General features: G+C 40.9%; 13 protein-coding genes and 1 rRNA gene. 10 read left to right on the plus strand and 4 right to left on the minus strand.

Annotation, left to right across the window (positions count from 1 at the left end):
* A 16S ribosomal RNA gene (locus BMZ78_RS14165) occupies window positions 1-87 on the plus strand; the annotation flags it as partial.
* Between the two features lie 183 nt (window positions 88-270).
* Here BMZ78_RS14165 and BMZ78_RS14170 read toward each other — a convergent pair.
* Window positions 271-897: a sterol desaturase family protein gene (locus BMZ78_RS14170; RefSeq protein ID WP_093231095.1), complete on the minus strand. Its 627-nt coding sequence runs from the start codon at window positions 895-897 to the stop codon at window positions 271-273.
* A 215-nt stretch (window positions 898-1,112) separates the two neighbouring features.
* On the opposite strand from BMZ78_RS14170, the gene BMZ78_RS14175 reads away from it, so the two are divergent.
* The 5 genes from BMZ78_RS14175 (at window position 1,113) to BMZ78_RS14195 (ending at window position 8,656) form a co-directional block, all read left to right on the plus strand.
* Window positions 1,113-2,720, plus strand: coding sequence for a glycoside hydrolase family 10-like protein (locus tag BMZ78_RS14175; RefSeq protein WP_425263938.1), 1,608 nt, complete (start codon window positions 1,113-1,115; stop codon window positions 2,718-2,720).
* A gap of 440 nt (window positions 2,721-3,160) precedes the next feature.
* Window positions 3,161-4,114 carry a thioredoxin-disulfide reductase gene (gene trxB, locus BMZ78_RS14180; protein WP_093231096.1) on the plus strand — a complete coding sequence of 318 codons (954 nt, stop codon included), beginning with the start codon at window positions 3,161-3,163 and terminating at the stop codon, window positions 4,112-4,114.
* Between the two features lie 600 nt (window positions 4,115-4,714).
* A complete protein-coding gene (locus BMZ78_RS14185; RefSeq protein ID WP_093231097.1) occupies window positions 4,715-6,931 on the plus strand; it encodes a ribonucleoside-diphosphate reductase subunit alpha in 2,217 nt (738 codons plus the stop codon).
* Between the two features lie 80 nt (window positions 6,932-7,011).
* Window positions 7,012-8,046: a ribonucleotide-diphosphate reductase subunit beta gene (locus tag BMZ78_RS14190; RefSeq protein ID WP_093231098.1), complete on the plus strand. Its 1,035-nt coding sequence runs from the start codon at window positions 7,012-7,014 to the stop codon at window positions 8,044-8,046.
* 205 nt (window positions 8,047-8,251) lie between these two features.
* Complete coding sequence (locus BMZ78_RS14195; RefSeq protein WP_093231099.1) at window positions 8,252-8,656, plus strand: pyrophosphohydrolase domain-containing protein; 405 nt, start codon at window positions 8,252-8,254, stop codon at window positions 8,654-8,656.
* 182 nt (window positions 8,657-8,838) lie between these two features.
* Here the strand turns inward: BMZ78_RS14195 and BMZ78_RS14200 are convergent, their stop codons facing one another.
* Window positions 8,839-9,294, minus strand: coding sequence for a hypothetical protein (locus BMZ78_RS14200; protein WP_093231100.1), 456 nt, complete (start codon window positions 9,292-9,294; stop codon window positions 8,839-8,841).
* Between the two features lie 721 nt (window positions 9,295-10,015).
* On the opposite strand from BMZ78_RS14200, the gene BMZ78_RS14205 reads away from it, so the two are divergent.
* The gene (locus BMZ78_RS14205) at window positions 10,016-11,926 is read left to right on the plus strand and encodes a peptidoglycan recognition protein family protein (protein WP_245739866.1); all 1,911 of its coding nucleotides are present in this window, start codon (window positions 10,016-10,018) and stop codon (window positions 11,924-11,926) included.
* A 314-nt stretch (window positions 11,927-12,240) separates the two neighbouring features.
* The gene (splB, locus tag BMZ78_RS14210) at window positions 12,241-13,260 is read left to right on the plus strand and encodes a spore photoproduct lyase (protein ID WP_093231101.1); all 1,020 of its coding nucleotides are present in this window, start codon (window positions 12,241-12,243) and stop codon (window positions 13,258-13,260) included.
* A gap of 192 nt (window positions 13,261-13,452) precedes the next feature.
* On the opposite strand, the gene BMZ78_RS14215 is transcribed toward splB, so the two are convergent.
* Complete coding sequence (locus BMZ78_RS14215; protein WP_093231102.1) at window positions 13,453-13,809, minus strand: hypothetical protein; 357 nt, start codon at window positions 13,807-13,809, stop codon at window positions 13,453-13,455.
* 137 nt (window positions 13,810-13,946) lie between these two features.
* On the opposite strand from BMZ78_RS14215, the gene BMZ78_RS18585 reads away from it, so the two are divergent.
* Window positions 13,947-14,060: a S4 domain-containing protein gene (locus BMZ78_RS18585; protein WP_139203336.1), complete on the plus strand. Its 114-nt coding sequence runs from the start codon at window positions 13,947-13,949 to the stop codon at window positions 14,058-14,060.
* Window positions 14,061-14,155: 95 nt separating this feature from the next.
* Here the strand turns inward: BMZ78_RS18585 and BMZ78_RS14220 are convergent, their stop codons facing one another.
* Complete coding sequence (locus tag BMZ78_RS14220; protein WP_093231103.1) at window positions 14,156-14,518, minus strand: membrane lipoprotein lipid attachment site-containing protein; 363 nt, start codon at window positions 14,516-14,518, stop codon at window positions 14,156-14,158.
* 461 nt (window positions 14,519-14,979) lie between these two features.
* Here BMZ78_RS14220 and gltP point away from each other — a divergent pair, with 461 nt between their 5' ends.
* The gene (gene gltP, locus BMZ78_RS14225) at window positions 14,980-16,260 is read left to right on the plus strand and encodes a glutamate/aspartate:proton symporter GltP (protein ID WP_093231152.1); all 1,281 of its coding nucleotides are present in this window, start codon (window positions 14,980-14,982) and stop codon (window positions 16,258-16,260) included.
* Window positions 16,261-16,592: the final 332 nt, after the last annotated feature.

The following is a 16,592-nucleotide window of genomic DNA, read 5'->3' on the forward strand; positions in this document are numbered from 1 at the left end:
AGCCAGCCGCCGAAGGTGGGGCAGATGATTGGGGTGAAGTCGTAACAAGGTATCCCTACCGGAAGGTGGGGATGGATCACCTCCTTTCTACGGAGCTTATTTCCGAATAACATTTACTTCTTGGGTCATGACCTCTCACTCTTTGGTTTTCAGGGAATATGAAAACCCTCATCATTTTCCAGGTGGAGAATGATGAGGGTTTTGTTTTTATGGTCATCAGGAGAATGTTTGGTATGACTGGTCAGTATATCCTATCGTTAAATAATAAGCTTAATGAAGATGATTTTTTCCTTTTTCGCTTAATTTGCGTGCTGTCGAGCTTAAAGGTACTTCTTTTTCATGACCATATGTTCCCATGACTCGATCCATTGTTAGATGAGTCACACCGAACCAATAATTTTCATTTTTAAAATGATGGAGTAGATGCAATTTCTTCAGTTTTCTCCCCCATGGTGTAAGTGGTTTAATGGGGCGATGAGCGATAAAATGTTTCCATTCATAATAAAGATGGTAGCAAATGGTACCTGTAATATAACCCAAGGTTAACTCTACATTTTTCGTTATTAGATAAGCGATCCCACCTGACAAAAGGATTAAAGGTCCGCTATACCAAATGGGAAGAAATAGTAGCTTTAGATTATCCGGATCTTCATGATGATCATAGTGCAAGCGCTTTAATAGAGATAGAAGAAAAGGATGGTGAGGTGGCTTTAAGTGAAAGAGGAAACGGTGAATCAGGTATTCGCCAAGAGCAAAAGAAAGGGCACCTGATAACCAGGCAAGCCAGATCCATGGAGTGGCAATATGGATCAAAGTAAAAGTGAATCCTGCCGCACAGACGATACACATGAAGAGGATATCAGGAAAGAGAAAAAATTCTTTCAAGTGTTTTTTCATTGAGAAACTCCCCTGAAAATTTTTGATCTATAATTTATTATAAGATAATTTCATATTATTTGCGAATATATATCACATTTGCAGGTTTTTTATAATGAACGACGAAAAGTATATTAAGAATCTACTTTAAATTCAACATAAAGTATGATTCTTTTTTAATCGTTTGATGTTTTCTTGTGTCTACCAAATCTTTAGTACATAAGGGAGGGGAAAGATTGAAAAAATATGTCCTTTCATTTAGAAATGTTTTCTGTTATCTATTTATTCTGATTCTAATTGGAGCTTTGCTTTACCCTAATATCATATGGGCTCAGGGTGATACGAAAAAAGTGGAGTTGAATGAACAGCAGCCCACCTGGGTAAAAAGACAGTTACGGGCTGTTTGGATTCCAAGCGTGTTAAATATCACTTGGCCATCAAAAACAGGATTAAGCAAAGAAGAACAACAAAAAGAAATGATTCAGCTATTGGACGAAGCAAAGGCAATGGGAATGAATGCAGTGGTTATTCAAATTCGACCAACAGCGGATGCGTTTTATCCTTCCAAAATCAATCCGTGGTCGAAGTACTTGTCTGGAAAGCAAGGAGAAGATCCAGGATATGATCCGCTTGCCTTTATGTTAAAAGAGGCTCATAAACGCAATTTGGAATTTCATGCATGGTTTAATCCATACCGGGTCAGTATGGATACCAACCTGGATGCTTTGGTTCCAGAACATGTAGCTAGGCAGCATCCCGATTGGGTAGTGGCTTATGGAGGAAAGTTGTATTTTAACCCTGGAATTCCTGAAGTCAAACAGCATGTGATCGATAGTGTCATCGAAGTTGTGAAAAATTACGATATTGACGCAGTCCATTTTGATGATTATTTTTATCCTTATCCTGTAGCTGGGCAAGAATTTCCAGATGAAGAGCTTTACCAGAAGTATGGAGCTGGACAGTTTAAAAATAAACAGGATTGGCGCAGACACAATATCAACATGCTTGTCAAAGAGGTAGGTCAGGCTATTAAGAAAGAAAAGCCTTATGTGAAATTTGGGATTAGTCCATTTGGCATTTGGAGAAACAAAAGCAGCGACCCAACCGGGTCAGAAACCAATGGTTCACAAAGTTATGAAACGATTTATGCGGATACCCGAACATGGATTCAAAATGAATGGATCGATTATGTTACGCCCCAGGTCTATTGGAATAGAGGCTATCCACCAGCAGCATATGACAAGCTTGTTCCTTGGTGGGCGAATGAGGTGAAAGACAAACGGGTACACCTGTACATTGGACAAGCGGTCTATAAAATCGGAACAACTTCTCCACCGGCATGGCAAGACCCGGAAGAAATGCCCAATCAGTTAAAATTGAATATGCAGTATCCTGAAGTGAAAGGAAGCATGTTTTTCAGCATGTCTGACTTGCGGGCCAACCGATTGGGAATCAAAGACCGGTTAGCGCAAGATCTCTATAAGTATCCGGCGCTTGTTCCTTCCATGCCGTGGCTGGACGATGATGCGCCCCCAGCTCCACATATTCATTCGGCCCTCAGAACACAGAAAGGGATTGCTCTTGTCTGGGGAGACCATCCTAAAAGCGATGCTGTGTATTATGTGATTTATCGATTTAAGAAAGATGAAGCGATTGATTTTGATCGACCTGAACATATATTGACGACGATTCGGCGAAGTGGTAAATTCAGTATCGCCCAATTTTACCTTGACACGACAGCTCAACCTGATGAACAGTATGTTTATTATGTGACCGCAGTAGACCGTCTGCATAATGAAAGCAAGCCAAGTAAACCGAAAGAAGTAAAAGGAAAACCGTTTTGAAAAATAAAAGTACATTTTTAGGGCATTTCTAACGCAATAGAAATAGCCTGAAAACGTTGACAAACATAGGGGTTCCTTTTCTGGTTGAGCGACTCATGCGAAACGGAAAAGGAACCCCTGTTGCTGCTTCATATCCTCGGTAGAAAAGCCCGATACCACAATAGATCCTTCACCGACGGTTTGACGGAAAGGATCTTTTTTTGCAGAAAAAGTTGGCTCAAAAATGGAAGTCAGCTAAAATAAAGGGAGAAATATGGTTACATTGAGATTGTTGACAAACCCGGTTTTCCTTTTCCAGTTGAACGACTTCTTGCTCATTTTTTTGAGCGGGAGTGAAACAGAAATGGAAAACCGGCTTATAACGGATACTTTGTTAACGGTCTCACATTTTGCATGAGTATTTGATGATCTCACACTCAGAAATTTTAGGAGGTTATTCAATGCATAAAGTAGTTGTACTTGGAACAGGCCCAGCTGGACTCACTGCCGCTATTTATTTGGCACGTGCCAATATGGAACCTCTCGTGATTGAAGGGCCAGAACCAGGTGGGCAATTAACCACAACAACAGATGTTGAAAATTTTCCAGGGTTCCCAGATGGGATTTTGGGTCCACAATTAATGGATAATATGCGCAAACAGGCAGAACGCTTTGGTGCCCAATTCAAACGTGGTTGGGTCAAAAAAGTGGATCTTTCGCAGCGTCCATTTCGCCTGTTTATCGGTGAATCTGAAGTGGTGGAGACTGAAGCATTAATTATTTCTACTGGAGCATCTGCCAAACTTTTGGGCATTCCAGGTGAAAGAGAAAGTATTGGTCAAGGGGTCAGTACCTGTGCCACTTGCGATGGCTTTTTCTTTAGAGGGAAAAAGATTATCGTGGTTGGCGGAGGAGACTCGGCGATGGAAGAAGCTATCTTTTTAACCAAGTTTGCTTCAGAAGTTCGCGTCGTTCATCGTCGAGACCAGCTCCGTGCTTCAAAAATCATGCAGGAGCGGGCGAAAGCAAATCCCAAAATTACGTGGAGCTTTAATCGCACACCATTAGAAGTGGTTCGAAACGATCAAGGTGTGACCGGTTTGAAAGTGCGTAATAATGAGACCGGCGAGGAAGAACTGATCGAAGCAGATGGCATTTTTGTTGCCATTGGTCATAAACCGAATACAGACTTTCTTGAAGGACAAGTGAAAACGGATGAGTTAGGCTATATTGTCGTCGAGCCAGGTACGACCAAAACCAATGTACCAGGTGTATTCGCCTGTGGTGATGTTCAAGATCGTGTATATCGACAAGCTATTACTGCGGCGGGAACAGGATGCATGGCTGCCCTTGATTGCGAACGCTTTTTGGAGGGAAGTGCCACTCACGATTGGAGTCATAGTGTCTCCAAATAATAAATAGATGGAATCATACCGCTGATTCTCACAGTTAGATGGGAATCAGCGGTTTTTTGTGGTACAGGATAAATCTGAGCAATACCATCAGAGAGATGAAAATATAAAGCGGAGGGATGGGTTCCTTACGGAGTGACTGTGATGGAACAGAAGTCGTCACGGAGGAAGGAACCTATCCCGAAGCATGGGAGTAAGGTATATATTTTCCGGATAGAGATAGATGGTTTTAGGCTTTTTTGGATTAACCAATAACCCTGATAGGATCCAGTCTCGGAGCAAATGATTATGAAAGCGAACCGCTTTTTTGCATATAATTATTAGAATAATCAATCTATTTTTATCTCTGCATTGTTATTCTGTTAAAAATAAAGAGGAAAACAAGCAAACTTCATGTTTTCTATGTCTTTTTCCTCTACAAATATATCTTGTGTGGAGTCAAATATGAAAAACGTAGCTTCAAAAAGAAAGAAACACAAAAAACGATGTTACCCCCATGTTTATTTGTCTCAAGATTTTATTTCTCCTTTTTAAGGTTTTGCCACAATATGTTGTATTGTTTATACTCAAGTAGCAACTATATATAGATCGGACGTGATAGAGATGTTAGAAGTAACGGAAAAAATGTCTTTATTGGATCCATTTCGTCCTTTACTGAAAGAAGTATTTGCTGATTTTCCGCATTTAGACCAGACACAGTGGATGGAAGAAATTGGTTTGCAGTTAAGGGACAATTTGACAGAAAAAGAGGTACTGCAAATCATTACCCAAGTAGCCGTGGAAAGAACAAGTGTAGAGGAACCGGACTGGCAGTTTGTCGCTGCCCGTTTGCTTGCTTATGGACTCTATCAGGAAGCGGCTGCAAACCGGGGTTATGATGCCTCTTGCAGATATGGTTCTTTATACCATCTCGTACATACATTGACTGAGAAAGGATTATATGGCCCTTACTTGCTGGAGAATTATACCAAAGAAGAGATGGATGAACTCGAAAAAGCCATTGATCCAGAAAGAGATAAACTGTTTAACTATATTGGTCTCAAAGTATTGGCTGATCGCTATATTGTACGTGATTATGATCACAGTGTAATGGAGTTGCCTCAAGAACGATTCATGATTATTGCCATGCACTTGGCGCAAAAGGAACAGGACCGGCTGGGGTGGGCGAAAAAGTTTTACGATGTACTGTCCAAATTGGAAATGACCGTAGCCACTCCGACTTTGGCGAATGCCGGAAAACCTTTACATCAGCTATCCTCATGCTTTATTGATACGGTGGATGATTCGCTCTGGTCCATTTACAATACCAATTCGGCCACAGCACAAGTATCCAAACATGGTGGTGGAGTTGGTATTTACTTGGGAAAAGTTCGTTCCAAAGGTTCCAAAATCCGTGGGCATAAAGGGGCATCTGGCGGTGTAATCCCATGGGTTCGTAACTACAACAATACAGCGGTAGCGGTTGATCAATTAGGGGTACGTCGTGGTGCATTTGCCATCTATTTGGATGTATGGCATGCAGATATATTGGATTTCCTCAATCTCAAGACCAATAACGGAGATGACCGTCTCAAGGCACATGATATTTTCCCAGGAGTCTGTATCCCTGATTTATTTATGCAAAAAGTGAAAGAACGTGGCATGTGGTACCTGTTTGATCCACATGAGATAAGAGAAGTGATGGGGTACTCGATCGAAGATTACTATGGTGAAGAATTTGAACGACGTTATCAGGAGTGTGTAGAGCATCCTGAGTTGTCCAAAACAGAGATTCCAGCGATCGAAATCATGAAACGCATTATGATTAGTGCGTTTGAAACAGGTACTCCTTTCATTTTCTTCCGTGATACCGTTAACCGGGCCAATCCCAATAAACATCAGGGAATGATTTATTCATCCAATTTGTGTACCGAGATTTGCCAGAACATGTCTCCGACCGAACTGATCAGTGAAGAGCTGGAAGATGGCATCATTGTTACCAAACAAAAACCGGGGGATTTTGTCGTTTGTAACCTGTCTTCGATTAATCTGGGCCGGGTGCGTAGCTATGAAGATATTGCAAGGATCGTTCCGATTCAGATGCGCATGCTGGACAATGTGATCGATTTAAATATCTATCCAGTGAGACAGGCAGAGTATACCAATAAAAGATACCGGGCTGTTGGATTGGGAACAAGTGGCTATCATCAATATCTTGCACAACGTGGAATTATGTGGGAATCTGAAGAGCATTTGGAAGAAGCTGATCGTTTGTTTGAAGAAATTGCTTATCATGCCATTCGTTCATCAATGGAAATTGCCAGAGAAAAGGGAACCTATCCGTTGTTTGAAGGCAGTGAATGGCAAACGGGTGAATACTTCGAACAGCGTGGATACACCAGTGAGCGTTGGCAAAAACTTCGTGAAGATGTGGCAAAATACGGAATGCGAAATGCATGGGTAATGGCCATCGCACCAACTGGTTCTACATCCTTGATCGCTGGTTCGACCGCCGGAATTGATCCTGTCTATGCGAAGTATTTTGTGGAAGAAAAACGGGGAGCGTCCATCCCGCAAACTGCTCCAAATCTTACTCCAGAAACGACCTGGTATTACAAAGAAGCGCATCGCATTGACCAACACTGGAGCATCCGTGCAGCGGCTAAACGGCAAAGGCACATTGATCAGTCTCAATCGCTCAATTTGTATATTACCCCGAATACAAGTGCACGTGAGTTCCTGGATTTATACGTCCAGGCGTGGGAACATGGAATTAAAACGATTTACTATGTACGCAATCAGTCCATAGAAGTTGAAGAGTGTGTCAGCTGTTCTTCCTAGAGATGAGATGAGGGAGTCGCTTCGAAAATCGGAAGCGATTCCCTTTGATGGATCGGCTGGACGAAGAGAGGAGAAGAATCATGGCGAAGCTAGAGAGAAAAAAGATCTTTAATGAACACGGACAAAGAGGGACGCAACGGTTAATCAATGGCAATACAACCAACTTGCGTGAGTGGAATCGCATTAAGTACGATTGGGCATTTAAACTGTATCGAACCATGCTTAACAATTTCTGGATTCCAGAGGAAATTCCATTGGCCAGTGATGCGAAAGAGTTTAAGGAATTGTCCGTCGCCGAGAGAAGAGCTTTTGATAAAACAATTTCTTTCTTAAACTTTCTGGATTCGATTCAAGGAGAAAACTTGCCGAATATCAATGAATATGTGACGGCACCAGAAGTGTCATCTCTCTTAAATATCCAGGCATTTCAAGAAGAAATCCATGCGCAATCATATAGTTACATTTTAGACAGTGTTTGCTCGCCAGAAACACGTGAAAACATTTATGATGAGTGGCGGAATGATGAGCACTTGTTAAAACGGAATCGTTTTATTGCCGATCTGTATCAGCAATTTGTAGAACACAAGGATGATCGGCAATTTGTCCGGACCTGTATGGCTAACTTTTTGCTGGAATCCTTGTATTTTTACAGTGGCTTCTCTTTCTTCTACACCTTGGCACGGGCAGGAAAAATGACCGCAACCGCTACGATTATCAAATATATTCAGCGGGATGAGCTGACACATGTCGTCTTATTCCAAAACATGATCAAAGAACTGCGTAAAGAAGAGCCAGATTTGTTTACGCCTGATTTGATTGAGGAATTACGAGACATGACACGGACGGCTGTTGAGCACGAGATCCAATGGGGACAATATATTACCAATAACCAGATTCCTGGCTTAACCAATGAAATGATTGAGCGGTATATCAAATATTTGGCTAATGAACGGTTAAATCGGCTAGGGCTGGAAATCCTGTATCCGGAATATACAACCCATCCGATGAAATGGGTAGAGAGTTTTTCCAATCTCAATGCGACGAAAACCGATTTCTTTGAACAGAAGGTAACCAACTATACCAAAGCAGGTACCCTGGATTTTGGTGATCTATAAGCCTATGAATCCTCCTGAAAAGGAGGAATGAGACTGTTGACAAACCCGGTTTTCCTATTCCAGTTGAACGACTTCTTGCTCGTATTTATAGAGCGGGAGTGAAACGGAAAAGGAAAAACGGCTTGTAACAGAAACTTTGTCAACAAGCTGAATCCTCCTGAAAAAGGAGGAATTTCTTTTTTATATCTGTGAAGGGAGCAAATGAATGAATCGGGAATGGGAAAAGGTTAAACAATTTCATATCCATTTTGGAGTGCCCTATAAAGAAACGCCATCCTTGCTTACATCTGATCGGGTTCAGAAAAGAGCTCACTGGATGATGGACGAGATTCGAGAGTTTCAGGAAGCGAAAACATTGGAAGATCAAGCTGATGCCATGATTGATGTTATTTATTTTGCACTGGGGACATTAGTTGAAATGGGTGTAAAACCTCAAGAGTTATTTGACATTGTTCATGAAGCGAATATGGCTAAGCTTTGGGAAGATGGGAAACCACGTCATCGAGAGACAGATGGCAAAATCATCAAGCCACCTACATGGAAAGATCCACATCCTAAACTTAGAGAAGCCATTCATAAACAAGAAGCAAATCGTCAACCTCTTAGATAGGCCATATCTCTTTTGAGAGTGGCCTTAAGGGTAGCATCGCTCATTTCTGTTTGGATAACAGCCAGCCAGTGAGGTCATTACGCAAGGGTGAGTGGGGCGGACTGGACGACTCGGCTCTGTGAGACTTACTGAGAAAGGCCCGGCGGACAATACATGGGATCAGGAACATGTTTTTGTTTCCGTTAACTTGAAATTTGTTCGTCGGAGGCGTGCATATCGGCATCGGGAGAGTTTTTCGCCCGCCGAAAATATCCAGGCAGCAAAATGCAGCTGATCCCATAGCACTTGACGATGTACAAGATCAGGATGGCCAGCGATCCAAATAGAAAGTCGATACCTTTGGATGTACTGATAATCATTTTTCGCGCGATGGCAAATATCAGGATGTCCAGCATAATGTTCGGTTTACGCTTGACAAACATCATGGCGACTTCGAGGCCGATTATATACAACAAGACGTAATCAAGAAAAATTTGAAATGAATGTAATTTGCCTTCGAAAGCCACATTCCACATTTGCTTAGCGTGCAGGATTCCCTCGATAAAGATCCCGATTACTATAAAAATGGCCAACCCGATTTCTAAGACGCGGATAATCATTTCTGCAATTTGATATGCTTTTTCAACGCTTTTATTCATTGAGTATTCATCTCCCTAAAAAAGAATAATCAAATAATTCTGTTATATAATAATATATAAAATAATTGTATGTTATGCAACAGAAATGTTAACAACCATTAACGTTACAAAATATTGACAGACTATTTCGATGTTTGTTTGATCGTCACATTAACAATGGAAAACACAGGTAGATCCTGTCCAAATCGACTGAAAGGATTCTCAGTATAAACTTCGTCTTTGTGCCGGTACTTGCTCATGCTGGGCGGGGAGGGGAATTCCGAATGAATGTGGTTTGGAATGAGGATGTGCAGAATTCTTAGAAGAATTAACTGCAGTAGATGATGGTCAAGTACGCAGAGAAGGATTTACTACACTTATGGATAGACACCTCTTAAACAGTTGAGACAAAGACTCCAATGAAAAGATTTTGTTATTTTCTAAAAAGGAACGTTGACAAAACAGAACCGGGGCAATAAAGAGCTGGTATTATCCCCTACAGGTAGACACCAAAAAAAGAGGCCATCTGTTATGGGATACAATCATTGATCATCAACTTGTGAATGCGAGCGCTAATGTATTAGCTTCGCATCCAATAATCAAAAAAGAAAAAGTATTCCAAGACCAATTAATAGCTAGATTATAAATTAGTAGAAGATTATGAAAGGATTCATTCTTGTTTTATAGAAATAGTACATATATTTATATATTTTAATCTCTCATTTTTAAGGAGTGTTTTGAATTGAATAAAAGAAGCTGGAGAGGTTGGCTAACTGGGGTCATGGTTACGAGCTTAGCCCTCACAGGAATTCCACTCTCTTCGAAGATGGGGCAAGGAATAACACCCGCTGTATACGCCGAGGTGAAGAATGCGGACTATTTGCAAAATGCATTCGCGGCGGCGGCTAAAGAATTTCAAGTGCCTGAGAGGATTCTGCTTTCTGTTTCCTATCATGTTTCTCGCTGGGAACATCACAACGGAGAGCCAAGCGTCTCGGGTGGCTACGGATTGATGCATTTAACGGATGTCGATCAAGTTGATTTGCGTGGTACTGGTAAAGGGGATGTGGATAAAGAGTCCATGCCCGCCCCGACTGATCCGAGCTTGCATACATTGGATGAGGCGGCAAGATTGTTAGGACTTGATCCGGAAGAATTGAAGAAAGATCCGAAGCAAAACATTCGTGGAGCTGCTGCTCTATTAGCCAAGTATGCACGTGATACAGTGGGCAAGGTGCCTGCTGAAGAGAGTAACTGGTATAGTGCGGTTGCGAAATATAGCGGAAGCAAAGAGGCAGCAGTCGCTCTTGATTTTGCTGATCAGGTTTTTTCATCCATCAATAATGGGGTTGAGCGTCAGACAACAGAAGGGTATAAGGTCCGTCTGACTCCCAAGAAAGTACAGCCCAAACGAGAAACAGTAAATTCATTGAACCTTCGCAATACCAATTTTACTGGTGCTGACTGTCCAATCAGTCTTGCATGCCGGTTTATACCAGCTGCTTATGAGCAACGCAGCCAAGATCCAAGTGATTATGGGAACTATGACCTTGCTGATCGTCCGAAATCGGGTTTGGATATACGTTATATTGTGATTCATGATACGGAAGGGAGCTACCAGAGTGCGATTAATTGGTTCGCGAATCCCGCTGCTTCTGCCTCGGCACAATATGTGATTCGGTCTGCGGATGGTCAAGTTACCCAGATGGTAAACAATAAACATGTCGCTTGGCAAGCGGGGAATTGGTATTTTAATATGCATTCCATCGGATTGGAGCATGAGGGTTATGCCATGAAAGGGGCAACCTGGTATAATGAGCAACTTTACCGGGCTTCGGCTAAGCTGGTTCGGTACCTGGCTCGGAAATATGATATTCCTCTCGACCGTTCGCATATCATCGGGCATGACGAAATTCCTGGGACATCACCAGCCCGGCAATCAGCCATGCACTCAGACCCAGGTCCTTTCTGGGATTGGGAACACTATATGGAACTGGTAGGAGCGCCGATTACACCTGCAAAAGGTATTGGTCAAATCGTCACGATAAAACCTCACTTCCGGACGAACAAACCTCCTGTAGAGGATGCTGAACCTCAACCGGCTAATTTTGTTTATCTGCATACGGCACCGGATCAAAACGCACCCTTACTCGATGATCCAGCACTTAGCGGTCCGGGGACACGCAAAGGATTAGACTGGGGAGACAAAGCTGTAACAGGTCAAACCTACTATGTGGCTGATCGCCAAGGAGACTGGGTTGCAATCTGGTATGGTGGTCAGAAGGCATGGTTCCATAACCCTAAAGGTAAAAACACTGTACGAGGAAAAGGAATTCTCATTACTCCGAAGGCAGGTAAAACGGAGATCCCTGTTTATGGTGTTGCGTATCCAGAAGCTTCTGCTTATCCTGAAGGAATTTCACCTGCAGCCATCGTCCCTCTCCAATATAAAATAACTGCAGGACAGATTTATGTAGCTTCAGAGAAGGTAAAAGGGGATTACTATTACGCCAAAACATTTACTCTGGATCCTGCCGCGACACATAAAGTGATTATTGGAAAAGAGGAATATTATCGTATTCAATTTAATCACCGCCATGCATTTGTGAAGGCATCTGATGTTGAGATCGTTGGTAAAAATAAAAAAAGGTAAAAAGCTATATACCATCATTTGTCAGCGAAGATCGATGATTTATGCTAATACTGGGGATGATATTGCTTCAGGATTTGGTTTTCCGCGAGTGAAGTAAGTAATAGGCATATATTTACGCAACAAAATAATGGATTTATCATCGAAAAGAAGTCAGCCTATCCAACAAAGGATGGGCTGTTTTTGTTGTGTCTAACATGAGCCATAACATTGTCAAGTTAGCAATAAGCGACGATGCATAAGGACTGTGAGTAGTAATAAATGAAAATCCGGAAAAAATATTACTCATTGGAAACAACTAAACCGAGGTGAATCTCATGAAATTGTTTCAACCCGATCTGATCTACTTTGAACCCCAGGCGCTGGAGTATCCGCTGGGTAAAGAATTATATGATCGATACAAAGATACTGGCATCCCGGTGCGGATGACCACGTCACACAACCGAATTACAGATTTACCGGGAGAAACTGACTTGGAAAAGTATCGAATTGCCAAAAAAACGTTGGTGGTAGGTGTTCGTAAAACACTGAAGTTTGAACCATCTAAACCGTCCGCTGAGTATGCCATTCCTTTGGCCACCGGCTGTATGGGACACTGTCATTACTGTTATCTTCAAACTACGATGGGGAATCGGCCCTACATTCGGGTTTATGTTAACGTGGATGAAATCTTCGATACTGCAAAAAGGTATATTCAGGAGCGTGCTCCCGAAATCACGCGATTTGAGGCAGCATGTACATCTGATCCCGTTGGAATTGAACACATTACAGGTTCGCTTAAAAAGACCATTGAGTTTATGGGAAATCAGGAGTTAGGAAGACTTCGATTCGTTACCAAATTCGCTAACGTTGATAGCTTATTAGATGCGGCTCACAATGGGCATACTCATTTTCGATTCAGCGTGAATACCGATTATGTGATACGCAATTTTGAGCCGTCGACTTCCTCCTTTCATGAACGGATCGAAGCGGCTGGAAAAGTAGCACGTGCGGGTTACCGGCTTGGATTTATTATTGCTCCCTTGATCATTTATGACGGATGGGAAGAAGGATATACCCAATTATTAAAACGTCTTAGAGAAGCTCTTCCTCATACAGAGAGGATTACATTTGAACTGATCACCCACCGCTTTACTCAAACGGCTAAAAGAGTGATTAACGAGCGGTATCCTAAGTCCAAATTGGAGATGGAGGAGGAAAAAAGGAAGAGGAAGTGGGGGCGTTACGGAAGAGTGAAGTATGTATATCAAGATGAGCAAATGGAAGCATTGGAGCGACACATGAGGGAACAAATTGAGTGTTTTTTTTCTGGGTCTACAATAGAGTATTTTACCTAAGTGGCAGCCTGTGTTGAACAGAGAAGGATACAGTCCAAGAAGCCGAAACGCAAGTAGTGGGAGATATAAAGATAGCAGATGGGACAGGAAAAAGTAAAAAAGAAATGGCATCCGAAAAGCGACCAGAGCCGGAAATAACAAGAGGAAAACAGGAATTTCTCGGATGCCGTTTTACTCTGATTGGAAGTCTGATTATAAATCAGAATTTGTAATCATTTCAATAGCTAACAAGAATAGAAAAACAGCAAAACAGATGCGAAATATTTTGCTTCTAACCAAGTGTCGGTAGATAATCATGCCAAAAAGAATTCCAGGTGCTCCTCCTGTTACCATGATAATAAGCCAAAACCATCCAGCTATTTTTTCTCTCAGTTTATCCCTCTTCACAAATCTAAAACCCATTATATTCGACATAATAATTAAACCAACACCAAAAAAGAAAATGGATCCTATCAATCTGGCTATTACTATATCATATACCAGTTCCTCAAATTCTTGCTCTTCTTTTTCCATCTCTTCTTCATAACGTCTCCACGAAAATTTGTGCACTCAAAATATCTCCTTATATATAAATTACTAATATTAATATACATTAAAAAAGTACTTTAACTCATACTTTTTCTTCCAATGAAGAAAAGCCAATTCTATACTTGTTAAAAAAGTGAAATGGATAAGATGACTTAGAGGTGAAACGATTACAGAAAATCTTGGCATGTGCAAGAATTGCTTCCCGTAGACAGAGTGAAGAATTGATCTTACAAGGTCGTCTTCGGAAAAATTATCGTTTAGCCATATTTTAGCTAAAAAAAAAACCGGTATCCCTGTGCACAAGAGATACTGGTTCTTTGCTAATGAAGAAGAATGATTAGACGCTTTTGGATGATAACTTAAACTTTTAATTCTTTGCTTTGTTGTATTCGCAAGTTACACCTCTATCTCTAAATGTGAGCGTGATATAACTTTCCTCTAATTGGTTAAATTCAGCTCTTTCCTCTTTTGAGTCTTGATAGAGTACCAGTTCGGGATCATATTTAGGTGAATATTGTACATAATAATTTACCTTTTTGATATTACTTGGTTTTTCATTAATTACTGCTGTCTCATCCTCTCCGAGTTTAATTTGTGAAGGGCAATCTGCTTTTTTCTCTCCATTTTTATTTTCTTCATTTTTGAGTACCCAAGTCCCTACAGGAGATACGGGAGGACCACAAGCAGTTAATAACAGAAGTGCAAAAAAAATAATAGCAACTTTTTTCATTTTGGGTCTCCCTTTTAATATAACTTTTAAACTATGAAGTTTATATCTGTCATACTGAGAGTAAAAAAACCAAAATCAATTAAGCTTTGGGGTTAGTTCACGTTTTATAATATTTTTATAGACAAAATGATTAGGATTATTAATTTGTCAATAAATATCCACAGTAAAAGCGTAGGCCATAGATACATAATATTTATAAAATATTGATTTCACACAAAAAAATAAAGAGACCAGTTATAATGAAAAATCTACTCTTTATTTATTAAATTTTAATACCAAAATTAATAATGATATGTCGTATAAAAATAGTATGAATATGGATATATCGGTTGAAATAATAGAATTTATGTAGTATTATACTACAGGGCTATTATCGTTTTTGTAAAAATATATTTTACTTAATAAAAATTTTATAGTGTGAGGTGATAGGCGTGGCAAAAAATAAGGAAGCGAAAAAGGAAATGAAACAAAAGAAAAAACTGGGACTCGCCTGGCAAATCTTGATTGGTTTGGTTCTAGGTATTATGGTTGGCTATTTCTTGCGAGAATATCCAAAAATCGCTTCTGATTATTTAAAACCAATTGGTGACGTTTTCATTCGTCTCATTAAGATGATTGTGATTCCGATCGTCGTTTCCAGTCTGGTCGTTGGTGTGGCAGGTACAGGCGATATCAAGAGACTGGGTCGACTCGGTGGGAAAACCATTCTCTATTTTGAAATTATCACCACTGTTGCTTTAGTTGTAGGTCTGTTGCTGGCAAATGTTTTCCAACCGGGTGCGGGTGTTGATATGAAAGCGCTTGATAAAGGCGATATTTCCAAATATGTTGAAACGGAAAAACAGACACAGGCACATGGGTTCATTGATACATTTGTCAACATTGTGCCTACGAACTTATTCAAATCGTTGGCAGACGGTGATATGCTGGCCATCATTTTCTTCTCTGTCATGTTTGGGATTGGTGTTGCGGCTATTGGAGAGCGTGGAAAGCCGGTTTTACAATTCCTGCAGGGAACAGCAGATGCGATGTTTTATGTAACCAACTTAATTATGAAACTGGCACCGATCGGTGTTTTTGCTCTGATTGGAAATACAGTGGCTCAGTTTGGTATTGCTTCATTAATTCCGCTAAGTAAGCTCGTTCTGCTGGTTTATGGTGCGATGATTCTGTTTGTCATTGTCGTCTTGGGATTGACAGCGAGAATCATTAAAGTAAATATTTTCCAATTTATGCGCATTATCAAGGACGAACTGATTTTGGCTTACTCGACTGCGAGCTCCGAAACAGTTTTACCAAAGCTGATGGAAAAGATGGAACGTTTCGGCTGTCCAAAAGCGATTACTTCCTTCGTCATCCCAACAGGTTACTCCTTTAACCTGGACGGTTCCACTCTGTATCAAGCCATTGCAACAGTATTCATTGCCCAGTTGTACGGAATTCACTTACCTATTGAGAAACAGGTGATGATTGTCTTGGTATTGATGGTAACCTCCAAAGGTATTGCAGGTGTACCAGGTGTTTCCTTCGTCGTATTGCTGGCAACTTTAGGATCTGTTGGTTTACCGATGGAAGGACTTGCTTTTATCGCCGGAATTGACCGTATTCTCGATATGGCTAGAACGGCAGTAAACGTAGTCGGTAACTCCTTGGCTGCTGTAGTTATGTCCAAATGGGAAGGCGAATTTGATAGCAAAAAGGCTCAAAAATATTTGGATGAAGTCAATATGAAAGCAGCGTAAAAGATTGTCTCTTTGTTTCTTTGATAAAAAGAAAGGTTCTGAGACTGTTAACAAAATCCGGTTTCCCTTTTCCGGTTGAATGACTTTTGCGAAGCAACGGGAGTGAAACGGAAAAGGAAAACCGGCATATAAAGGGAACTTGTCAACATACTGAAACCAGTTACTCTCGAAAAGGTGAATGAGTAACTGGTTTTTTTGATTGCCAGATCCAACTCTGATAGTTCTTGCATTTTACATAAATTCTAAATCGTAATGCCATGGGACATTACCCAAATTGTTTGAAGACAAGCTCGTAATATACAGAACAGACATAGATTATGGGTGTATTCATG

This window comes from Thermoflavimicrobium dichotomicum (assembly GCF_900114055.1).
In the GTDB taxonomy this organism is placed as follows: domain Bacteria; phylum Bacillota; class Bacilli; order Thermoactinomycetales; family Thermoactinomycetaceae; genus Thermoflavimicrobium; species Thermoflavimicrobium dichotomicum.